The sequence below is a fragment of the Pseudomonas graminis genome, assembly GCF_900111735.1.
GTDB classification, from domain to species: domain Bacteria; phylum Pseudomonadota; class Gammaproteobacteria; order Pseudomonadales; family Pseudomonadaceae; genus Aquipseudomonas; species Aquipseudomonas graminis.
This window is the reverse complement of the sequence record NZ_FOHW01000011.1, coordinates 129423-152326: the sequence shown is the minus strand read 5'-3', so window position 1 is coordinate 152326 and position 22904 is coordinate 129423. Positions and strand designations below refer to the sequence as shown.

At 58.9% G+C, this 22904-nt stretch carries 17 protein-coding genes; 11 read left to right on the top strand and 6 right to left on the bottom strand.

What is annotated here, in order from left to right; genetic code table 11:
• Positions 1 to 424 precede the first annotated feature (424 nt).
• Together BMY98_RS11070 and aptA are read right to left on the bottom strand one after the other, a co-directional pair.
• On the bottom strand, positions 425 to 1918 hold the full coding sequence (locus BMY98_RS11070) for a CoA-acylating methylmalonate-semialdehyde dehydrogenase (RefSeq protein WP_074888704.1): 1494 nt from the start codon (positions 1916 to 1918) through the stop codon (positions 425 to 427).
• Positions 1919 to 1984: 66 nt separating this feature from the next.
• Positions 1985 to 3331 (bottom strand): omega-aminotransferase AptA, encoded by a 1347-nt coding sequence (gene aptA, locus BMY98_RS11065; RefSeq protein WP_074888701.1) that lies wholly within the window; start codon positions 3329 to 3331, stop codon positions 1985 to 1987.
• A gap of 145 nt (positions 3332 to 3476) precedes the next feature.
• Between aptA and BMY98_RS11060 the strand changes: the two genes are divergently transcribed.
• From BMY98_RS11060 to BMY98_RS11030, 7 genes are all read left to right on the top strand, one after another.
• Positions 3477 to 4397, top strand: a complete 921-nt coding sequence (locus tag BMY98_RS11060) for a LysR family transcriptional regulator (RefSeq protein ID WP_074888698.1) — start codon at positions 3477 to 3479, stop codon at positions 4395 to 4397.
• A 173-nt stretch (positions 4398 to 4570) separates the two neighbouring features.
• A complete protein-coding gene (locus tag BMY98_RS11055; protein ID WP_074888695.1) occupies positions 4571 to 5956 on the top strand; it encodes a uracil-xanthine permease family protein in 1386 nt (461 codons plus the stop codon).
• A gap of 84 nt (positions 5957 to 6040) precedes the next feature.
• Positions 6041 to 6700, top strand: coding sequence for a TetR/AcrR family transcriptional regulator (locus tag BMY98_RS11050; RefSeq protein ID WP_074888692.1), 660 nt, complete (start codon positions 6041 to 6043; stop codon positions 6698 to 6700).
• Between the two features lie 33 nt (positions 6701 to 6733).
• Positions 6734 to 7321, top strand: a complete 588-nt coding sequence (locus BMY98_RS11045; protein ID WP_074888689.1) for an IMPACT family protein — start codon at positions 6734 to 6736, stop codon at positions 7319 to 7321.
• A gap of 600 nt (positions 7322 to 7921) precedes the next feature.
• Positions 7922 to 8608: an SDR family oxidoreductase gene (locus BMY98_RS11040; RefSeq protein WP_074888686.1), complete on the top strand. Its 687-nt coding sequence runs from the start codon at positions 7922 to 7924 to the stop codon at positions 8606 to 8608.
• Between the two features lie 199 nt (positions 8609 to 8807).
• Positions 8808 to 9089: a helix-turn-helix domain-containing protein gene (locus BMY98_RS11035; RefSeq protein WP_074888683.1), complete on the top strand. Its 282-nt coding sequence runs from the start codon at positions 8808 to 8810 to the stop codon at positions 9087 to 9089.
• A gap of 144 nt (positions 9090 to 9233) precedes the next feature.
• Positions 9234 to 10589, top strand: coding sequence for an 8-oxoguanine deaminase (locus BMY98_RS11030; RefSeq protein WP_074888680.1), 1356 nt, complete (start codon positions 9234 to 9236; stop codon positions 10587 to 10589).
• 69 nt (positions 10590 to 10658) lie between these two features.
• On the opposite strand, the gene BMY98_RS11025 is transcribed toward BMY98_RS11030, so the two are convergent.
• Positions 10659 to 11750, bottom strand: a complete 1092-nt coding sequence (locus BMY98_RS11025; protein ID WP_074888677.1) for a calcium:cation antiporter — start codon at positions 11748 to 11750, stop codon at positions 10659 to 10661.
• Positions 11751 to 12079: 329 nt separating this feature from the next.
• Between BMY98_RS11025 and BMY98_RS11020 the strand changes: the two genes are divergently transcribed.
• The gene (locus tag BMY98_RS11020; protein ID WP_074888674.1) at positions 12080 to 13033 is read left to right on the top strand and encodes an adenosine deaminase; all 954 of its coding nucleotides are present in this window, start codon (positions 12080 to 12082) and stop codon (positions 13031 to 13033) included.
• Positions 13034 to 13105: 72 nt separating this feature from the next.
• On the opposite strand, the gene BMY98_RS11015 is transcribed toward BMY98_RS11020, so the two are convergent.
• Entirely contained in the window at positions 13106 to 13798 is a 693-nt protein-coding gene (locus tag BMY98_RS11015) for an ArsR/SmtB family transcription factor (protein WP_074888671.1), read from the bottom strand.
• A gap of 711 nt (positions 13799 to 14509) precedes the next feature.
• Positions 14510 to 15718 carry a multidrug effflux MFS transporter gene (locus BMY98_RS11010; protein ID WP_074888668.1) on the bottom strand — a complete coding sequence of 403 codons (1209 nt, stop codon included), beginning with the start codon at positions 15716 to 15718 and terminating at the stop codon, positions 14510 to 14512.
• Positions 15719 to 15944: 226 nt separating this feature from the next.
• Between BMY98_RS11010 and BMY98_RS11005 the strand changes: the two genes are divergently transcribed.
• Together BMY98_RS11005 and BMY98_RS11000 are read left to right on the top strand one after the other, a co-directional pair.
• Positions 15945 to 16304, top strand: coding sequence for a hypothetical protein (locus BMY98_RS11005; RefSeq protein ID WP_074888664.1), 360 nt, complete (start codon positions 15945 to 15947; stop codon positions 16302 to 16304).
• Between the two features lie 85 nt (positions 16305 to 16389).
• Positions 16390 to 16884, top strand: a complete 495-nt coding sequence (locus tag BMY98_RS11000) for a GreA/GreB family elongation factor (protein ID WP_074888661.1) — start codon at positions 16390 to 16392, stop codon at positions 16882 to 16884.
• Positions 16885 to 16958: 74 nt separating this feature from the next.
• On the opposite strand, the gene ettA is transcribed toward BMY98_RS11000, so the two are convergent.
• On the bottom strand, positions 16959 to 18623 hold the full coding sequence (ettA, locus tag BMY98_RS10995; RefSeq protein ID WP_065987538.1) for an energy-dependent translational throttle protein EttA: 1665 nt from the start codon (positions 18621 to 18623) through the stop codon (positions 16959 to 16961).
• Between the two features lie 363 nt (positions 18624 to 18986).
• Between ettA and BMY98_RS10990 the strand changes: the two genes are divergently transcribed.
• Positions 18987 to 22859: a sensor domain-containing protein gene (locus BMY98_RS10990; protein WP_083398762.1), complete on the top strand. Its 3873-nt coding sequence runs from the start codon at positions 18987 to 18989 to the stop codon at positions 22857 to 22859.
• Positions 22860 to 22904: the final 45 nt, after the last annotated feature.

Below are 22904 nucleotides of genomic sequence, written 5' to 3'. Positions count from 1 at the left end.
TGTTAAAGAGCGGGTGGCTAAGATCTTTCGTCTCAACCGAGGCGCGCATTCTACAGCGTCTCTTGTCTCTGTCAAGCGGTTATTTTAAGAAGTTTTCAAAGTTTCCTTATCAACTTCAACCACTTGCGCTTCGTTCGACTTAACGTCTCACGTCAGCGGGAGGCGAATTCTACAGCGTTACAACCTGCTGTCAACTGCCTTTTTCACCGCTGTCGATTCAAGCATCTGAACCGAAGCATTCCTCGCTGCTTACTTCGTCCAACTCTTTGATTACCAAGGAGTTTTCCGTTTCGTCTGCGCCGGAAGTGGGGCGAATTATAGACAGATCCAGAGGGGCGTCAAGCACTTATTTAATGAAACTGTCATATCGGTCAAAAATAACGGATCGAGTGGACAAGTTTGGGGGCTCGCCCACCCGGAAGCATTAAAGACTGGGGAACGCGAACTGCGAGGCCTCGTGACTGGCGCGCTGCGGCCATCGCTGTGTAATGGCTTTGCGACGTGTATAGAAGCGAACGCCATCCGGGCCATAAGCATGCAGGTCACCAAACAGTGACCGCTTCCATCCGCCAAAGCTGTGATAAGCCACAGGTACAGGCAGTGGAACGTTCACCCCAACCATACCTACCTCTATCTCGTCGCAGAACAGACGGGCCGCCTCACCATCGCGAGTGAAGATGCAGGTGCCATTGCCGTATTCATGATCGTTGATCAGTTGCATCGCATGTTCGAGGCTGTCCACACGCACAATGCACAGCACCGGCCCGAATATCTCTTCTTTATAGATGCGCATCTCGGCCGTGACATGGTCGAACAGGCATCCACCCAGAAAAAAACCATCTTCGTGTCCTGGGATCGTGAGCCCACGACCGTCCACAACCAGCTTCGCACCTGCACCCACGCCGTCCTCTATATAGCTGCTGACTCTGTCGCGATGCTGCCCCGTGACCAGAGGGCCCATATCGAGTCCGCTGGAAGTCCCGGCGCCGATCTTCAACCCATTGATTTGCGGCACGAGCTTGGCGACCAATGCGTCGGCGACCTGGTCACCCACGCACACTGCGACCGAAATCGCCATGCAGCGCTCGCCGCAGGAACCATAGGCCGCGCCCATCAATGCGCTTACGGCGTTATCCAAGTCCGCGTCGGGCATCAGCACTGCGTGGTTCTTCGCGCCGCCCAATGCCTGTACCCGCTTGCCGCGTGCAGTAGCCTCTTTATAGATGTACTCGGCGATCGGGGTGGAGCCCACAAAACTCAGCGCTTTGACTTCAGGGGCTTGGATCAACGCATCAACCGCCACCTTGTCTCCGTGCACTACATTCAGCACGCCCTTCGGCAATCCGGCTTCATGGAGCAACTCGGCGATCAGCAAGGTTGAGCTTGGATCGCGCTCGGACGGTTTGAGGATGAAACAGTTACCGCAGGCAATCGCCAACGGGTACATCCACAGCGGAACCATGGCAGGGAAGTTGAACGGAGTGATGCCCGCCACTACGCCGAGCGGCTGAAAGTCAGACCACGCATCAATGTTCGGGCCGACGTTGCGGCTGTACTCGCCCTTGAGAATTTCAGGCGCCGCACAGGCGTATTCGACGTTTTCGATACCCCGCTTGAGTTCTCCCGCGGCATCTTCGATGGTCTTGCCGTGCTCTTCGCTGATCAGCCGGGCAATACGCGCCTCGTTCTGTTCCAGCAATTGCTTGAAGCGGAACCTGACCTGCGCGCGCTTTGCAGGAGGGGTATTGCGCCACGCGGGGAAAGCAGCCTTGGCAGAGTCGATCGCTTGTTGAACGGTTTCGCGACTGGCGAGTGGCACCTGGCGAATGGCATGACCAGTCGAGGGGTTGAACACATCCGCGCTGCGGCCGTCTTCGCTGACCCGCTCGCCATGTATCAGGTGTTGAATGGTGCTCATGCATAACTCCAAAAAATATCAGCCCGCAGGCGCTACCGGAGTGGCGCCTGTAAACCTGCAAAGGGGTCAGTCGATTTGATTCAGGGCCTGACCGACTGCGTCAAACATGCGGTCGAGGTCTTCCGGCTTGCTGTTGAACGTCGGGCCGAACTGAAGGGTGTCACCGCCGAAGCGCACGTAAAAACCTGCCTTCCACAGTTTCATGGCCGTTTCGAATGGACGCACAATGGCGTCGCCGTCGCGCGGCGCAATCTGAATGGCGCCAGCGAGACCGTAGTTACGAATATCGACGACATTCTTGCTGCCCTTCAAACCGTGCAGATAGCCTTCGAAGTGCGGCGCAGTTTCAGCGACCTGCTGCACCAGGCTCTCGCGCTGAATGATTTCCAGAGCGGCGAGGCCGGCCGCGCACGCGACCGGATGCGCTGAGTAAGTGTAGCCATGTGGGAATTCCACGGCGTACTCGGGCGTCGGCTGATTCATGAACGTCTGGTAAATCTCAGTGCTGGCTATCACGGCCCCCATGGGGATCGCACCGTTGGTGATCTGCTTGGCGATACACATCAGGTCCGGGGTAACGCCGAAGCTGTCGGCGCCGAACATCGAGCCAGTGCGCCCGAAGCCCGTGATCACCTCATCGAAAATCAGCAGAATGTTGTGCTGATCACAGATTTCACGCAGACGCTTGAGATAGCCTTGTGGCGGAACAATCACTCCCGCAGAACCCGCCATGGGCTCAACAATCACCGCGGCAATGTTCGACGCATCGTGCAGCTCGATGAGCTTGAGCATTTCATCGGCCAGCGCAATGCCGCCCTGCTCCGGCATGCCCCGCGAATAGGCGTTGCTGGCAAGCAGCGTATGAGGCAGATGATCGACGTCCATCAATTGCCCGAACATCTTTCGGTTGCCGTTAACGCCACCCAGACTGGTGCCCGCGATATTCACACCATGATAGCCACGGGCGCGGCCGATCATCTTGGTTTTGGTCGCCTGACCTTTCAAACGCCAGTAAGCCCGCACCATCTTGACGGCAGTGTCAGCGCACTCCGATCCAGAGTCGGTATAGAAGACGTGATTCAGCTTGCCGGGTGTCAGATCGGTGATCTTTTCAGCCAGCTGGAAGGACAGCGGATGTCCGAACTGGAATCCTGGCGAGTAGTCCAGCGTGCCCAACTGCCGCGAAACGGCTTCCTGGATTTCTTTGCGCGTATGCCCTGCCCCGCAGGTCCACAGCCCCGACAGGCCATCGTAGATTTTGCGACCCTTATCGTCCGTGAGATAGCTGCCTTCAGCGGCGACGATCAGCCGTGGATCACGGTGGAAGTTTCGGTTCGCCGTGTAGGGCATCCAGTGGGCGTCAAGTTTGAGCTGGCTCGCCAGTGACATGTCGGACGATTCGGGCATATTCATCGGAATTAACCTCACAGGGCGGGGTTGGCCTGATTTCCTGATTGAAGTGCGGGCAGGAGCAGTGCCGGTTGCAGCTAACAGTGCCACGGGCATAAAGTCTGGAAAATCCTGCTTTTACGATCTTCAGTTGACTGGTCACTAAACTATGAGCACCCGCCGCAACGAACCGCTGGCGCAAGTCAGCGACTTTGATATTCGTCTTTTGCGCATCTTTCGTAGCGTGGTGGAGTCCGGCGGCTTTTCGGCAGCGGAAAGCGCGCTGGGCATTGGTCGCTCCGCCATCAGTCAGCAGATGAGCGATCTCGAGCAACGCTTGGGATTGCGTCTTTGCCAACGGGGGCGTGCGGGGTTTTCCCTGACGGAGGAAGGCCGCGAGGTCTATCAGTCATCACTGCAGTTGTTGAGCGCCCTCGAGAGTTTTCGTACGGAGGTGAATGGTCTTCACCGACATCTGCGCGGCGAACTAAACATCGGGCTGACGGACAATCTTGTCACCCTCCCCCATATGCGCATCACCCACGCGCTTTCCCATCTGAAAGAACGTGGCCCGGATGTGCACATCAATATCCGCATGATCGCGCCCAATGAAGTCGAGCAGGGTGTGCTCGACGGCAGCTTGCACGTTGGCGTCGTACCCCAGGCCAGCGCCTTGTCGGGACTTGAGTACCAGCCGCTGTATAGCGAACGTTCGCTGCTGTATTGCGCGGTCGGCCATCCCTTGTTTTACGTAGACGATGCGCTGCTTGACGACGATCGGCTGTCCGCTCAGGAGACCATTGCGCCGACGTTTCGTCTGCCGGGTGAAATCCAGGCTTACTATCAGGCGCTGAAATGCAGCGCGAGCGCGTCGGACCGGGAAGGCATGGCGTTTCTGATTCTGACCGGGCGTTACATCGGTTATCTACCCGATCATTACGCCAGCCTTTGGGTGCAGCAGGGGCGGCTGCGTGCGCTGAAGCCCAAAACGCGGTTTTACGACCTGAGCCTTGTGACCGTCACGCGCAAAGGTCGCCGCCCCCATTTGGTGCTGGAAAGTTTCCTGGAGAGTCTGGCTGCCACACGATGAGGCCGGCTCAGTACGTCGGCACCTCAATAACACGCAGTCAAACGGCCGCCATATTCGTCCAGCCCTTGATAGGCGGGCATGTACAGCGAATCGGTGAACAGGTAACTGATCAGTTGGACAGGTTTTTGCAGTAAGGCTGGATGTAGAAGCCCCACACAAAATCGAGAGCCAGCATGCAGCCTGAAGCGCCAGACAATAACGACCTCATCTATGGCCTCAACGACCGGCCGCGCCCCGGGCCCGCGAGCCTGGCGGCAATCCAGCATGTGCTCGCTGCATTCGTGGGCATTATCACGCCGCCACTGATTATCGGATCGGCGCTCGGGCTCGATGCTTACATGCCTTATCTGATCAGCATGGCGCTGATGGTCTCGGGTGTGGGGACGTTCATCCAGGCGCGCCGGCCGTTCGGTATCGGAGCGGGCATGATTTGCCTGCAGGGCACCAGTTTCGCGTTTCTCGGCGCGGTGCTGTCGGCAGGCTTCATGGTCAAGCAGCGCGGTGGCAGCCCGGAAGACATCATGGCCATGGTGTTCGGAGTATGTTTCTTCGGCGCCGTCGTACAGATTGTGCTGAGCCGTTTCATCGGACAGCTGCGTCGAGTGATCACGCCACTGGTAACCGGCATCGTCATCACGCTAATCGGCGTCAGCCTGATCAAGGTCGGTGTGACTGATCTGGGAGGCGGCTTCAACGCTCCGGACTTCGGTGAGCCGGTCAATCTGGCCCTTGGCGTTTTCGTGCTGGCAGTGATCGTCGTGCTCAACCGCTCAAGCGCGCCCTGGTTGCGGCTGTCGGCCATTATTATCGGGCTCGCGATCGGCAGCATCGCTGCCTGGTTCAGCGGCAAGCTCGTGCCTCACTCCATTGCCGACGTTGCGCTGGTCACCATTCCCGTGCCCTTTCGGTTCGGATTCAGCTTCGACTGGGCCGCGTTCCTGCCGGTTGCGCTGATTTATCTGATCAGCAGTATCGAAACCGTCGGCGACCTCACCGCCAACTGCATGCTCTCCCGCGAACCCATCAAGGGCCCGAGCTACATTGCCCGGCTGAAGGGGGGTGTGTTGGGCGACGGCGTCAGTTGCATGATCGCGGCGACTTTCAGTGCGTTCCCGAATACCACCTTCGCGCAGAATAACGGAGTGATCCAGCTCACCGGCGTCGCCAGTCGGTATGTGGGTCTGTACATCGGAGCAATCCTGTTTCTGCTCGGACTGTTCCCGATGATCGGTGCGATCCTTCAGCAGATTCCGAAACCGGTGCTTGGCGGCGCGACATTGGTGATGTTCGGCAGCGTCGCGGCGGCGGGCGTACGGATCCTTGCTCAAGCGCCGCTGGATCGCCGCAGCATGCTGATCATCGCCACCTCATTCGGTGTAGGGCTGGGTATCGCGGCGCAGCCGACGCTGCTGCATCATTTGCCGCAATGGGTGCAGAGCCTGTTCGACTCGGCAATCACCAGCGGCGGGCTGACGGCCATCGTGATGTGCCTGCTACTTCCGGAAGGCAAGGAATCGAGCGAAGCCAAAAAACAGACAGCGGAATCCTTTGAACACTGATTTTCGAGGTCACGCTTGTCGGATGATCGCGGGTGCGCTATGTGTTCACCGCGTCGCACCCAAATGATCCGTCTGGAATCGCACATGACCCTTGAAGTCCCCGCTCATAGCCCCAGCGCCACCAAACCGGCCAGCCGCATTCGGCAGAAGAACGAAGAAGCAATCCTCAAGGCGGCCGAGGACGAATTCGCTCGGCATGGCTTCAAGGGCACCAGCATGAACACCATCGCGCAGAATGCCGGCTTGCCCAAAGCCAACTTGCACTATTACTTCACCAACAAGCTGGGGCTGTACATCGCGGTGCTGAGCAACATCATCGAGTTGTGGGACAGCACCTTCAACAACCTGAGCGCAGAAGACGACCCGGCACAGGCGCTGACGCACTACATACGCGCAAAGATGGAGTTCTCCCGTCGCCAGCCACAAGCTTCGCGCATCTTCGCGATGGAGATCATCAGTGGCGGCGAGTGCCTGAGTCAGTATTTCAGCCAGGACTACCGCGAATGGTTTCAGGGGCGTGCCGCCGTCTTCCAGGCCTGGATCGACGACGGGAAGATTGACCCGGTCGATCCGGTGCATCTGATCTTCCTGCTGTGGAGCAGCACTCAGCATTACGCTGACTTCGCCACCCAGATTTGCCAGGTTACCGGCCGTTCGAAGCTGACCAGGCAAGACATGGACGCCGCTGGGGATAACTTGATTCGCATCATTCTCAAAGGCTGCGGACTCACGCCTGCTTTATAACTCCTAAAAACCCAAGCGCAGTCTGGAACCTCAATGCCTTTTACGCTCACCGGCCCCTGCGAGTTTCGCGAAGAGATTCGCAAGAGCCGCTTCATTACCCTCGCCGCGCCTATCGACACCGCTGCCGATGCTCAAACGTTCATTGAGCAGCACAGTGATCTGGACGCCACACACAATTGCTGGGCCTGGAAACTGGGCGCGCAGTACCGCAGCAACGACGATGGCGAACCGGGCGGCACGGCTGGGCGCCCCATACTCGCGGCCATTGATGCGCAGGATTTTGATCGGGTCGTCGTGCTGGTTATCCGCTGGTACGGCGGGGTTCAACTGGGCACCGGCGGCCTCGCGAGGGCCTATGGCGGGGGCGCCAACAAATGCCTGCAGCAGGCTGATCGAGTGCCATTGATCAATCGAGTGTCGTTGCAATTCGATTGCAGCTTCAGCGAGCTGGTGCTGATCAAGCTGCGAGTGGCTGAACTCAATGGGCTCGTGGAGGATGAGCGCTTCAACGCAAATGGCGTCACGCTCTCAATCGCTTTAGGGCCCGAGCAGATTGAAACCCTTCAGCGCCAGCTGTCCGACATCAGTCGCGGACGGATCGTATTACAGCCCCCGCAGTAGCTGATCCGCAGGCGCTCGACGCTTTCCCGGCTAAAGCCACTCCTGTCGGTTAACCCAATGACCGTGGGCGCCAAGGGCATTTGCCCACATCTACTGTGCATCCGCCTGTGGACAAGCTGAGCACACACCTCCGCAGCCCTTGTTCCACATGGCTTTGCGGAGCTTGATCACTTTTTAGCCAAAACAGTGCCCTGTGAATAAAAGCAGCGGTAAAACAGCGCGTTAGCGAGGCTTATACCGATACGGTACCCGTCTCGGGCGGGTTATATCGCCAATCTCCAGTTGCTCACATTACCTGTGGAGCAATCTGTGGATAACCCGTGCAAGCCTTCGCGGACTGCCGGGTACAGCGCGCGTTGGCGAAACTGGATGTTTTTTATACAGCGATACCGTCAGGCGGGCTTGATCGTGGGCCGGGCTGATCGCCTGACATTCATATTGGAAACGTCCACTCACATATGTCGCGGGCCTCTGTCATCCTCTGGCGCTAACGTGTGCGCCTCGCGGCAACTGAGTGCCTCAAGAAACAAAATTCTCGCCGCGTCGCGATGTCCATCGATTGAGTGAAATTTTTCGTTTGTCTGTACAGGAGTCAGTTCAATGTCCACCCCTAAAACAGCCCTGATCATCGGAGCGTCACGCGGCCTTGGCCTCGGACTGGTGAAACGTCTTACAGAACTGGGCTGGGAAGTCACCGCCACCGTCCGGGATGCCCAAAAAGCCGATGAACTGAAGGCACTGCCGAATGTGCAATTGCAAACACTGGACATCGACGAGCAATCGTCCCTCGAAGTGCTGACTCACAACCTCAAGGGCCAGACGTACGACCTGCTGTTCGTCAACGCCGGCGTGATGGGGCCGATGCATCCAAACCCCACGGACGCCACCGCCGGCGAACTGGGTCAGCTGTTTCTCACTAATGCCGTCGCGCCAATCCGCCTGGCCAAACGCTTCGTCGACCAGATCCGTCCCGAGAGCGGCGTGATTGCGTTCATGAGCTCGGTGCTTGGCAGCGTCACCATGCCGGACGCACCAGAGATGGCGCTGTACAAAGCCAGCAAAGCCGCGCTGAACTCAATGACCAACACCTTCGTGACGCAATTGGGCGAGAACAAGCCCACTGTGCTATCGATGCACCCCGGATGGGTCCGCACGGCGATGGGCGGCGAAGGCGCGGATATCGACGTCGAGACCAGTGTGCGGGGGATTGTCGAGCAGCTTGAGCGGTTCGCGGGGACAGGCGGTCATCACTTCGTGAACTACAAGGGTGAGACGATTCCCTGGTAATCAGTAATGTCGTAAGACGCTGTTCGCGAGTAGAGAACCCCAAAGCTGCTCTAGCCGGCCTCATCTGACTCGACATGTCTGCAATGCCTACAAGAAACGCATCCAGGTGAAGGTTGTCGTTGTTATCGAAGTCGATAACAACGAAGCGAGACATTGACCTAGCATCGGCTCGATTCCGTAAATTGATGAGAGGTGAACTATGAACGAAGATCAGGCTTTCGCCAGCGTCTGGGACGCCCTTGGGAACACCGAGCAGGAGGCTGCTCATTTGAAGGTCAGATCGGGATTGATGATCGAAATCAACGAGCACATTAAATCCTGGTCCGGGACGGACACTGAAAAAGCAGCGCGATTGAGGATTACCAAGCCTCGCTTCTCTAATCTGAAATCCGGTCGAGTGGATCTGTTCAGTCTTGATGCGCTCGTCGATCTGGCAGCGGCAGCGGGGCTCACTGTTTCGATGCAAGTCGCGGCAGCATGAGCTGGCGTGACTTGCCCCAACCCGACGCAACACTCTAGAATCCATCCTCGCCTCGCAGCACGTTCGATGCTGCGGCGACCCTGGATCAGCAGACAGGGCAACACTGAGCTGGCGACCTGAACCCACTTTCAGAGGAGCCGGCCAATGCCCGCAATCCGTACCTGGTTGAAAAATCCCCTCGCCGTATTCACGGCCAATGAACTCGATGCTCGCGGCGGCCTGGTGGTCGAAAGCGGGGTTATCGTTGAGATGCTCCCGCTCGGGCAACAGCCTGCACAGCCTTGCGATCACGTATTCGATGCACGCGAGCATGTGCTGCTGCCCGGCCTGATCAACACGCACCACCACTTCTATCAAACCCTGACCCGCGCCTGGGGCCCGGTGGTCAATCAGCCGTTGTTCCCCTGGCTGAAAACCCTGTACCCGGTGTGGGCGCGATTAACGCCGGAAAAACTCGCACTGGCCAGCAAGGTCGCCCTGACCGAGTTGATGCTCTCGGGCTGCACCACCGCCGCCGACCACCATTATCTGTTTCCGCAGGGTCTGGAAGACGCCATCGATGTTCAGGTCGAAAGCGTTCGCGAACTGGGTATGCGCGCGATGCTGACGCGGGGTTCGATGACCCTGGGCGAGGAAGACGGAGGCCTGCCGCCCCAGCAAACCGTCCAGCAGGGCCAGGTCATCCTTGATGACAGCGTGCGCTTGATCGAGACCTACCACGAGCGGAGTGATGGCGCGCAGATCCAGATTGCGTTGGCGCCGTGCTCGCCGTTTTCGGTGACAACCGAGATCATGGCCGAAAGCGCGGTCTTGGCGGAGAAGCACGACGTGCGCCTGCATACGCATCTGGCCGAAACCCTGGACGAAGAGAACTTCTGCCTGCAGCGTTTCGGCCTGCGCACAGTGGATTACCTGGACAGCGTCGGTTGGCTTGGCCCTCGTACCTGGCTGGCTCATGGCATTCATTTCAACAGCGAAGAAATCACGCGCCTCGGCCAGGCGGGCACCGGGGTCTGTCATTGCCCGAGTTCGAACATGCGCCTTGCGTCAGGCATCTGCCCCACGCTGGGCCTGCTTGCCGCAGGCGCACCGATCGGTCTGGGTGTCGACGGTTCTGCGTCAAATGACGCATCGAACATGATGCTTGAAGCCAAGCAGGCGCTTTACCTTCAGCGCCTGCGTTACGGGGCGGAAAAAATCACACCCGAACTGGCATTAGGCTGGGCGACCAAGGGATCGGCGCAGTTGCTGGGCCGGCACGACATCGGCGAATTGGCCGTGGGTAAACAGGCTGATCTGGCGTTGTTCAAGATGGACGAGTTGCGCTTTTCCGGTAGTCACGATCCGCTCTCGGCGCTGTTGCTGTGCGGCGCTGATCGCGCAGATCGGGTGATGATCGGCGGCCAATGGCGGGTGATTGACGGTCAGGTCGAAGGCCTGGATCTGAAGGGATTGATTGCAGACCATCGGCAGGCTGCTGCGCAATTGATCAGGGGGTGATGCGCTGTTACGGCAGTGGGGAAGTGAAACTGCTGACTCCCCCACGCCTGGATTCAAGCCGAACCTGATCTACAGCCCCATCAAAGACAGCGCGATGAAGGTGGCAAACAGCACGAAATGCGTCATACCTTCGATGGCGTTGGTTTCGCCGTCGTTGAGGTTGATGGCGCAGACCAACAGGGTGACGAAGATCATCACTGTCTGCACTGGCGTCATCGCCATCTGGAACGCCTGACCGCTGTAGAGCGCCATGCCTTCCATGACAGGAACGGTCAGGATCACCGTCGACAGCGAAGCACCCAGAGCAATGTTGACCACCGATTGCATACGGTTGGCCAGCGCGGCCCGCAGTGCGGTCAGGATCTCCGGCGCTGCCGAAATCGCCGCCACCAGAATCGCCGTCATCACCGGCGGAGCGCCGCTGCCTTCCAGACCCAGGTCGACGGTTTTCGACATGACCTCGGCCAACGCGCCAATGACCACCACGCCGAAAACCAAGGTTGCGATTGAGCGTGTCAGGTTGACTGGCTCGTGCGCTTCCTGCGTCTCACCCTTGCGGCGCTTCTTGTCCGGGTAGTTGTAGCTGAAGAAGTAACTGTGCGGCCCAACCTGCATACGCAGGAACAGCGCATAAAGCAGGATCATCGCGCCAATGGTGAAGGCGGAATACAGCTTCCACTTACCTTCCGGAATGAATTCCGGCACTACCATCGACACCGCCATGGCCGTCAGAATCATCACGCTGTAGGAACGCGCGGAGTCATCGTTGTAGGACTGTTCACCGTGCTTGAGCCCGCCCATCAACGCGGCGAGACCCAGAATCCCGTTGATGTCGAGCATCACGGCCGAGTAAATGGTATCCCGCACCAGCGTGGGTGAAGGTTCATTGCTCATCATGATCGCCAGAATCACGACCTCAACCAGCACCGCCGACAACGTCAGAATCATGGTGCCGTAGGGATCGCCGACTTTTTCCGCCAGCAACTCGGCATGGTGAGCCACGCGCAGCGAGGCGCAGATGATGAAGCCCACCAGAGCAATGCCTGCGATCAGTGCGACGGTATGTCCGTTGCTGAGCAGTTGGTGTTCGTAGAAGTACGCGAAAAAGGTCGCAATGACCGCCAGTAGAAGAAACTTTTCCTGCTTGAGAATCGTGCCCATCGCTGCCTTTTAGCCCCTTGCGACCCTGGCCGCACATCCATGAAGTGAAGTTTACTGAAGCGCTTGAGAGTGTGGATGTAAACAAAGGTTTCAAGACAGGTTAGCAGCAGGTCGCGACAGATCGTCGCGCCGCCGCATCAAAATGCCTTCAATCTGGCCGTTTTCAAAACAGCCATGCACCGGGAAACACCTGCAACGGCGGCCTATCGGCGCCTGTACCTGTGGCAATGCGCGCCAAAGCAGTGTGTGAACCGTCCGGTCAGGTTTTATTCAGCCCGCGCGCCTGACTCTGTAGAATACCTGCCATTGCACTTTATGAGACAAAGCCCATGTACGACTGGTTGAACGCCCTGCCCAAGGCAGAACTGCACCTGCATCTGGAGGGCTCGCTGGAGCCGGAACTGTTGTTCGCCCTGGCTGAGCGCAACAAGATCGCCCTGCCCTGGGCGGACGTCGAAACCCTGCGCAAGGCCTACGCCTTCAATAATCTGCAGGAGTTTCTCGACCTGTACTACCGCGGCGCCGACGTACTGCGCACCGAGCAGGATTTCTACGACCTGACCTGGGCTTACCTGGAGCGCTGCAAGGCGCAGAACGTCATACACACCGAACCGTTCTTCGATCCTCAGACCCACACCGACCGCGGCATCCCGTTTGAAGTCGTGCTTAACGGCATCGCCGGCGCGTTAAAAGACGGCAAGGAAAAGCTCGGTATCGGCAGCGGCCTGATCCTCAGCTTCCTGCGCCACTTGAGCGAAGACGAAGCGCAGAAAACCCTCGACATGGCCCTGCCCTATCGCGACACCTTCGTGGCGGTCGGCCTGGATAGCTCGGAAATGGGCCATCCGCCGAGCAAGTTCAAGCGCGTGTTTGATCGTGCTCGCGGTGAAGGCTTTCTGACCGTTGCCCACGCAGGTGAAGAAGGTCCGCCGGAGTACATCTGGGAAGCGCTTGATTTGTTGAAAATCCAGCGTATCGATCATGGCGTACGCGCCATCGAGGACGAGCGCCTGATGCAGCGCATCATTGATGAGCAAATCCCCCTGACGGTTTGCCCACTGTCCAACACCAAGCTCTGCGTTTTCGACCACATGGGTCAGCACAACATTCTGGACATGCTCGAGCGCGGCGTGAAAGTGACCGTCAACTCTGATGACCCGGCGTACTTCGGTGGCTACGTCACCGAGAACTTCCACGCGCTGCACACCCACCTCGGCATGACCCAGGATCAGGCCAGGCGCCTGGCGCAGAACAGCCTCGACGCGCGTCTGATCAAGCCCTGATCAGACACGCCCCTTGAGCGCTAAAAGTGTGTGGACGTTCTGCTCCACACGCCGCGCCTCCCCCCTGGGGCATCACGCCGCCGAAGCGATCTTGCTGATTTCTCGCTGACCATTGGAAGAGACCTGTAACGTGGAGGCCTCTTCCGTCGTCCGCAGCCAGCCCAGCTGCATGAACAACTGCAGAAGTCCTGCGCCCAATGCGCCCCCGAGATGCGGCCTGCTTTCGTGACAGTCGACACAGGCACACACGGCCTCGCGTCGTCTGTGGGCCAGCGCGGGAATAAAAATTCCTCGTTCGGCAAAGCGGGAGATGCCGACACTGGTGACCTCCAACCGGTGTTCGGATTGTTCGATCCAGCCCGCGCCCAGCATCCTCAGATACAGCTCGGCACCCATCTCGCCGCCCAGATGATCCGCGCAGACGCTGGCGCGGCATAACGGCAGGGGCGGTAATGGTTGCGCCAGGCTGCGGCTGATCAGATCCGCGCTGACCATCGATGCGCTGACCAGCGCCTGGACGGCGGTCCGGACTTCCGGCGCAGCAAGCCTGAAGTAGCGTTTGCGGGCTCGGACTTCGTGACGCAGCAATCCGCCGGCGGCAAGGCGCGCCAGGTGCGCACCGGCAGAAGAAGTGGATAGACCCACCAGCGAAGCTACTTCATTGGCCGCCCGCGATGTTCCGTCCATCAATGCCCACACGATCGCGCTGCGTTTGGGGTCGGCGAGCAACGCAGCGATCTGGCTGATGCAAGGTACATATTCCATGTCTTCACTCCCTGTTGAACATTATCTAAGCGGACCGGCGCCGGTGCGCAGGTCGAGGCGTGCCATCGGCGCTGAATCCCAGGCTCAATCAATTGAAAGCGCCGGTCCATTGTTGTGGCCAACCATCATGCGTGCTTAAGGCAAAAACGGACCTTGATTTAAATCACCTCACACGAACTCTGATCGCTTGAACTTGCAGGCAATACAGATAGCTGTGCCCGAGCAATACAGTTTGAAACATGAGAATTAAATCGGATCCATGACGGCGCTTAGTATAAGACCTGCAGCCGATTGACGGATCAACTTGTCCATTGCACGGCCCTTTGTTTGTGGGCCGTATCGGCAAATGTTCAGCACAATCCCGCAACCCGTTAACGGCTCGGATCCAGCCAGATAGCCGAAAGCCCTTAAAGGACGGGCATTTTACGCGGACAACGCTGGTTCATGAATCCTGCGTCAGGGCGATTGCCTACACCCAAAACTCATAAAGCCTTCAAGAAAATAATCTGTGCCTGAGGCGTGTCAGAAGTGAACTTCTGACGTTCAAGCGCGGAGGCCAGATAGCTAATTTTATTAGCTGTAAGAAGTTTCCAACTCCGAAGTAGTAAACAGCCGTATATAAGCCGCTCTTTTTCAACAGCCTGAACATGCTTGTACAGGCACGCATTAAACCTGGCGAAATCGGCAACGCGTTAACGTTGCCGACGCTGGTTAGATACGCACATCCGCGTGAGGAAGCTGCGCGTCTCGCTTCTGCTGCGCCCGGCGAGTAATGACTGCAAGCGTCACAGCGAGCACACCGCACAACGTAATGACCGTCGCCATCGGCACGGCCGTTCCGTCATGCAGTACACCGACCAGTGCCGCCGCGCCGGCAGCAACACTGAATTGCAAACATCCCAGCAAGGCCGACGCGCTGCCCGCACGTTTGCCCTGCCCGCTCATTGCGCACGCCGAAGCGTTAGGAATGATGCAGCCCAGGCTGGCGATATAAATGAACAGCGGAATCAGCAGCGGCCACAGTTTTTCGGTGTGCAGAGAGGCGATGGTCAACAGTACGAGGGCGGCAGCGAGATAGATCCAGACAGTCCGCGACAGCAACCACGCCGGACCATAGCGGCCAACAAGTCGTGCGTTCACCTGAGCGATGAAGATGAAGCCTGCAGCGTTGATGCCGAATAACCAGCCGTAATGTTCCGCCGGGACGCCATACAGCTTGATGAAAACGAAAGGCGAGCCAGCAATGTATGAAAACATCCCGGCCATCGCGATGCCCCCGGTGAGCGCGTGGCCCAGGAAAATCCGGTCGCCCAAGAGATTCCAGTACGACCCTAACGCCCCCGAGAGGGGCAGTCGCGGATGGCCGGCGGGCATGCTTTCCGGCAAGCCCCTGAATACCGCCACCGCAGTGAGTGCGCTGAATACCGTCAAGGTCAGGAAGATGGCCTGCCAACCCACGACGTTGACCAGCAGCCCACCCAGCATCGGAGCCAGAATCGGCGCCAGGCCCATGACCAGCATCAGTTGCGAGAACACTTTGGCCGAGTCGACCGGTGAGCATTTGTCGCTGACGATCGCCCGCGACAGCACCATGCCGGCACATCCGCCCAACGCCTGTACAAAGCGGGCAGCAATCAGCCATTCAAGAGAAGGCGCCAGGGCGCACCCCAGAGATGCGAGGGTGAACAAGCCGACGCCAAACAACAGCGGGATCCGACGGCCGAAACGATCGGCGATTGGACCATAGGCAAGTTGGCCGATGCTCAGGCCGAGGAAATAAGAGGCCAGGGTCAACTGAACGTGTTTCTCGTCGGTGCCGAATGCCAACGCGATAGCCGGGAAACCTGGCAGGTAAAAGTCGATGGCCAACGGGCCAAAAGCGCTGAGTGCGCCGAGGATCAGAATCGTTCTGAGGTTCATCAATCTTCCTAAACGGTTTTGCGCAGCGCGACAGTTTAACAACCTTGAATCTGCACGGCCCGCCCAGGGGAAAATTACCGGACGTTTTTCAAGGCATCGTCGCCGAGCGAAAAAGGTGGAACTTATGGCGCGTGACCGAGCATCGGTTAATGGATTTCCTACAGCGTTTTTACCAATAACTCACACAAGCGCTTCTAAACTTTTCTCAAGCAGTGAGGAAATCAAAATGAATGCGCGATGGGCTGTGCTGTGGTGCGTTGTAGTAATCGCCGGATGTCAGTCTACCCACGACCAGTTATTGGCCGAAGGTTACCCGCCGGCATTCGCTGATGGTTTCCAGGATGGCTGCGGGAGCGGTCGGCAATCCATCGATCTCATGAAGGGGCAATTCAAAAAGGACGTGCCGCGCTATCTGCGTGACACGTTGTATGCCCAAGGCTGGTCGGACGGATTCCGTCAATGCCAGGCGCAACTGGCCAACAGCAACGTTCATGATCAGGGCCGGGACAGCATCTGGAATGACCGCGACCGCAACTGGGACCATCAGAGGACCCAGGACGCCGCGAAAGCCTACCGCTCTCATTGAGCTGCCTGCCGCCGGCGGATAACGGGTGAAACTATCGGGGACTCACTATGGCCCAATGTGATCAAGCCATGAACAGGAGCCCGCCATGAGTCGCGCCTTCGTCAACGAAGACAACGCCGCCGCGCAAATTGACCCGCCGGTTGAACGGCAGATCAGCGCCCAGATTAACTACGTCACCCAGCGCGGCTTTGATCAATTGCACGTTCAGGTTGAGCAGCTGCAAGCGCAATACAGCGAACAGAACGCCCAGGGCGATGACGCCGACAAACAGCGCATGGCCGAAATCGAACGCGACCTGCGTTATTTCAACCAGCGCCTGCAGAGCGCCCAAGTGGTCAGCAGCACATCAGAGGACAAGGTTCAGATTGGCAGTTGGGTGACCTTTGCCGACGAGGACAGTGTCGAGCAACGCGTGCAACTGGTCGGAGAGGATCAGGCCGATGCTGCCAGTCAGCTGATCAATTGGGCGTCACCACTGGGCAAGGCGTTGCTCGGCGCCAGTGTCGGGGACGAAGTCACCTGGAAACGGCCGGTCGGCGATGCAGTCATCGACGTCATGCGGATTGAGGCCGGCGACTGACTCAATCGACCGGCAATAGGCCAGACAAAAAAACGGAGCCCGAAGGCTCCGTTTTTTTATGACACCAACCCGAATCAGGCCAGTTTCTTGTGACGCACGCGGTGCGGCTGAGCGGCTGCGTCGCCGAGGCGTTTCTTGCGATCGGCTTCGTACTCGGTGTAGTTGCCTTCGAAAAACACGGCTTGGGAATCGTCTTCGTACGCGAGGATGTGAGTCGCCACGCGGTCAAGGAACCACCGATCGTGAGAGATCACAATGGCAGCGCCCGGGAAGTCCAGCAGGGCTTCTTCGAGGGAACGCAGGGTTTCAACGTCGAGGTCGTTTGACGGTTCGTCGAGCAGCAGGACGTTGCCACCCTCCTTCAACGTCAGCGCCAGGTGCAGACGACCGCGCTCACCGCCAGACAGGTCCTTCACGAACTTCTGCTGATCGCCGCCTTTGAAGTTGAAACGGCCGACATAGGTGCGCGAAGGGATTTCGTAGTTGCCGATCTTGATCTGATCGGAGCCGTCGGAAATCTGCGCGAACACGGTCTTGCTGCCGTCCAGGTCGTCACGGCTTTGATCGACGCACGCCAGTTGCACGGTTTCGCCGACTTCGATGGAGCCGGAATCCGGTTGCTCCTTGCCCATCAGCATGCGGAACAGCGTCGACTTACCGGCGCCGTTACCGCCGATCACGCCAACGATGGCGCCTTTAGGCATGGAGAACGACAGGTTGTCGATCAGCACGCGATCGCCATAGCCCTTGGTGACGTTCTTGAACTCGATGACCTTGTCGCCCAGGCGCGGACCAGCCGGGATGTAGATCTCGTTGGTTTCGCTGCGCTTCTGGAATTCCTGGGACTGGAGCTCTTCGAAGCGTTGCAGACGGGCCTTGGATTTCGACTGGCGCGCCTTGGCACCTTTACGGACCCACTCAAGTTCTTCTTTCATGGCCTTTTCATGGGCCGATTGCTGTTTGGATTCGGCCGCCAGACGATCGGACTTGGCCTCAAGCCAGCCGGAATAGTTGCCTTCGTACGGAATGCCCGCACCGCGGTCGAGCTCCAGAATCCAGCCAGCGACGTTGTCGAGGAAGTACCGGTCGTGGGTGATCGCAACCACGGTGCCCGGGAAATCGTGCAGGAAATGCTCGAGCCAGGCGACGGAATCGGCGTCCAGGTGGTTGGTCGGTTCGTCGAGCAGCAGCATGTCGGGGGCCGACAGCAACAGGCGGCACAGCGCGACGCGACGTTTCTCACCACCGGACAGGTGTTCGACCTTGGCGTCCCAGGCCGGCAGACGCAGCGCATCGGCGGCGACTTCAAGCTGGCGCTCCAGGTTGTGGCCATCGCTGGCTTGCAGGATCGACTCGAGCTTGGCCTGCTCGGCCGCCAGCTTGTCGAAATCAGCGTCCGGCTCCGCGTAAGCGGCATAGACTTCGTCCAGACGCGCTTGAGCGTCCTTGATGACGCTGACCGCTTCTTCGACCACTTCACGTACGGTCTTGGTCGGGTCGAGCTGCGGCTCTTGCGGCAGGTAGCCGATGTTCAGCTCGGGCATCGGGCGCGCTTCACCATCAAACTCGGTGTCGACACCGGCCATGATTTTCAGCAGCGTGGATTTACCCGAACCGTTGAGGCCGAGGACGCCGATCTTGGCGCCGGGGAAAAACGAGAGGGAGATGTTTTTCAGGATTTCCCGCTTCGGCGGAACAACTTTGCTCAGCCGATGCATGGTAAAGACGTATTGAGCCATGGAATGAAAACCTGGAATGAGACTGTGAATAAAGGCGCGAGCTTAGTGCTGCGTCGCAAAAAATGCGTTTATCTTCGCGCCGCAACTTGCCGTAGCGCGATTCCGGGCCTTGAATTGATCAGAGCCAAACCGGCGCGGCAGGGACAAACTTCCGAGGACCGGTATTAAAGCTGGAGCAATGCTTGCAGGTCTTTAGATACATGCAAGCACGCCGTGCAGAAACCGGCGCGTCGCGCGTGGCGCAAAGCTACCCGAATGCACGCAACAGGGCAAACCGTCCGCCCCAATAGCGCTGGCACTGTGCCACAGCTCGGTGGCATGCTAGCCGCCTTTTGCGCACCGGGCTTATAGTGCGTGTCGCACATGCTGATTCAGTCCAGTAGTCAGGATCACAGTTTGCTCAAACCGACCCCCGCCTCACCCCTGCGCCCGCCCGACAGCGCAACGACTATGCCTTTTAGAGGGCTACTCAGAGGTGCGCTCGCGGCCCTGGTCCTGATGATGTTGATGCTGTTGTTATGGCAGATGATCGACCAGTTCCAGCAGTCCCAGGAACGTCAGCACAAGCGCAGCATCGACTACAGCGTGCAGCTCGCCGACCGGTTAAGCCTGAACATGGCCCTGAACGCGCAGGTGGCGCTGAATGTGCTCGACGAAGCACGCGACGCTCCGCAATCTGCAGACGGATCAGCGGCAGTGCTGGCCAGCCTGCGTCATGCCATGCCAGGAGTGAAAAGCCTGGTCTGGCTCGACAGCGACGGGAATATCAGCGCCGACAGCGATGGCGAGCCCCGTGACGTCGGCTTGTTGACCCAGATGCATTCGGTCATCCAGGGTCACCCATACTTCTATGCCAACGACCCAAGCGCCTCGACGTTCTACCTGTTCATCCGTCAGCCCGGCACCGGCAATGAGCGCTACTGGGCGCTGCGACTCAAGCCCGACATGCTCAAAGCGCTGACGCACCAGAGCGATCTGGATTACCAGCCCGCCTGGCTGCTGGAAGATATCAGCAGTCGCCGCCCGCTTTACAAAAACCTGCCAGACGCCGGTCAGTCCGCTGACAGCCAGATGCAGACGGTCCTTGTGCAACCGCTGACCCACAGCGACTGGCAACTGCGCGGCCTGTTCGACCTGCAGAAAGCCCGCCAGACGCTGCTCTTCCCGCTCATCGGTAAATGCCTGTTGGCGCTGCTCTGTTCCATCATTCCGTTGTTTGCGTTGCGCAGTCTGCGCCGCCGTCAACTGCAGCTGCATCAAAGCCGTCGCCGCTACAAAGACATCTTCGAAGGCACTGGTGTCGCGCTGTGCGTAATGGACCTCTCCGGGCTGCCGGCGTCCCTCAGGCACCTGCAAGTCAACAACGGCGAAGACCTGAAAGCGCGCCTGATCAACCAGCCTGAGCAAATCAGCGACCTGCTTCAGCAGTTGCGCATCACCGAGGTCAATCAGGTCGCCGCTCAAGTGCTGCGCGCAGAATCGGCACAGCATGTCTGGCAGCAGCTGATTGAAGGTTGTCCCCGCGCCAGAAACGGCATCGGTCTGCAGATACTCCAGGCCGTCCTCGACGGGCAACGTCAGCTGGAACTCGAAATCTTGCTACCCGGCACCAAGGGCAGGGATCAGCACCTCTGGGTGGTCATGCGCCTGCCCGAGCAGTCCGAGGACTTCAACGCCGTCATCCTCAGCATCAGCGATTTTACTAACCGCAAGCAGGCCGAGTTGGCGCTGCAGGAGCGGGAACGGTTCTGGTCGGATGTCGTGCGCACAGTTCCCGACCATCTGTACGTGCAGGATGTGGTCACGCGACGGATGATCTACAGCAACCACCATTTGGGCGAGACGCTGGGTTACAGCCAGGCCGAACTGGACGAAATGGGCGAATACTACTGGGAGCTCCTGCTGCACCCGGACGATCTCGGCGCCTACGAGCTACTGCGACGTGCCGAAGGCGAGCCTTGCAGCAGCGAGACGATTCATCGTCAGCTGCGCTTCCGTGACCGGCACGACAGCTGGCGCTTGTTCGACATCCGCGAACAGGCGCTGGCGGCGGACAACGACGGTCAGGTCAGGCGCATTGTGGGCGTCGCCAAGGACATCACTGAGCAAGTGGAGGCCAGCCAGTCCCTGCGTGAGAGCGAACAGCGTTACCGGATGCTGGCGGAAAGCATCAGCGACGTCATTTTCTCCACCGATCAACTTTTGCACGCCAACTACATCAGCCCTTCTGTCCACACCGTGCTGGGTTACAGCGCCGAGTGGATTCTGCAAAACGGCTGGAAAGCGATCATCGCCAATCCTCAGCAACTCAGCGGCTTCAACGGGCTGCTGCAGCGAATCAGTAAAGCGTTGAACACGCCCGAAGCGCTGGCGGACCTGCGCAGCGAAGTCACCACTCAGTTGTTCCTGTTCGATTGCCTGCGCGCTGATGGGCGCAAGATTCCCGTGGAGCTGCGTCTGGTTCTGGTGTGGGATGAAATCGGGGCGTTTGAAGGCGTTCTCGGCGTGGGACGTGATGTCAGTCAGCAGCGGCGCGCCGAAAAAGACCTGCGCATGGCAGCGACGGTGTTCGAACACTCGACCTCGGCCATTCTCATCACCGACCCTGCGGGCTACATCGTGCAGGCCAACGACGCCTTTACCCGGGTCAGTGGCTACGCCGTGTCGCAAGTCCTGGATCAGTTGCCGATGATGCTGACCGTCGAGAATCAGCAGGCAGCGCATCTGGGTTACATACTCAAACAGCTGAGCCAGCGCGGTAGCTGGGAGGGTGAGCTGTGGCTCAAGCGGCGCGACGGCGAGCACTATCCGGCATGGGTCGGAATTACGGCGGTGCTCGACGATGAAGGCGATCTGGCCAGCTACGTGTGCTTCTTCAGCGACATCAGCGAGCGCAAGGCCAGCGAGCAGCGTATTCATCGGCTGGCTTATTACGACGCACTGACCCATCTGCCCAACCGCACGCTGTTTCAGGATCGCCTGCACAGCGCGTTGCTGCACGCCGAACGTCAGCAGACGTGGGTGGTGTTGATGTTCCTCGACCTCGATCGTTTCAAGCCGATCAACGATTCTTTGGGCCATGCTGCCGGCGACCGGATGCTCAAGGAAATGGCCTTGCGCCTGCTCGGATGCGTCGACGAAGACGACACCGTAGCGCGCATGGGCGGCGATGAGTTCACGCTGCTGCTGCAACCCCGCCCCACTCAACAGGCGGCGCTGAACCGTGCGATTCATGTGGCCGAACAGATTCTTGCCAGTCTGGTAAAACCCTTCGTGCTGGAGGGTCGCGAGTTCTTCGTCACGGCCAGTATCGGCGTCGCGCTCAGCCCTCAGGATGGCAACGAACTGAGCCAGTTGATGAAGAACGCCGACACGGCGATGTATCACGCCAAGGAACGCGGCAAGAACAACTTCCAGTTTTACCAAGCCGACATGAACGCCAGTGCCCTTGAGCGTCTGGAGCTGGAAAGCGACCTGCGCCATGCCCTGGAGCAGGGCGAATTCACGCTGTATTACCAGCCGCAGTTCAGTGGCGACGGCAAGCGTCTGACCGGCGCCGAAGCGCTGCTGCGCTGGCGTCACCCGCGCCGCGGTTTGGTACAGCCAGTGGAATTCATCCCGGTGCTCGAGGAGCTCGGGCTGGTGGTCGAAGTGGGCGAATGGGTGCTCAAGGAGGCCTGCCGCCAGTTGCGCGAATGGCATCTGGCGCGGGTTCGCGTGCCGAAAGTGTCGGTGAACATTTCCGCACGGCAGTTTTCGGACGGGCAGCTGGGCACGCGCATCGCCGGCATCCTCCAGGAAATCGGTCTGCCGCCCGCCTGCCTCGAACTTGAACTGACTGAAAGCATCCTGATGCGTGAGGTGAGCGAAGCCATGCAGATTCTGGCCGGGTTGAAGCGGCTGGGCCTGAGCATTGCGGTCGATGACTTCGGCACCGGTTATTCGTCGCTGAATTACCTGAAGCAGTTTCCCATCGACGTGTTGAAGATCGACCGCACGTTCGTGGATGGCCTGCCGTCTGGCGAACAGGACGCGCAAATCGCCCGGGCGATCATCGCCATGGCCCACAGCCTCAATCTGTCGGTGATCGCCGAGGGCGTGGAAACACATGAGCAGCTGGAGTTTCTGCGCGAACACGGCTGCGATGAAGTTCAGGGCTACCTGTTCGGACGCCCGATGCCGGCGACGCGGTTCGAAGCGCAATTCAGCAACGATGCGCTGTTTATGCTCGACTGATACCGATCACCCGTAGGAGCGCGCTTGCCCGCGAACCATTCTTAC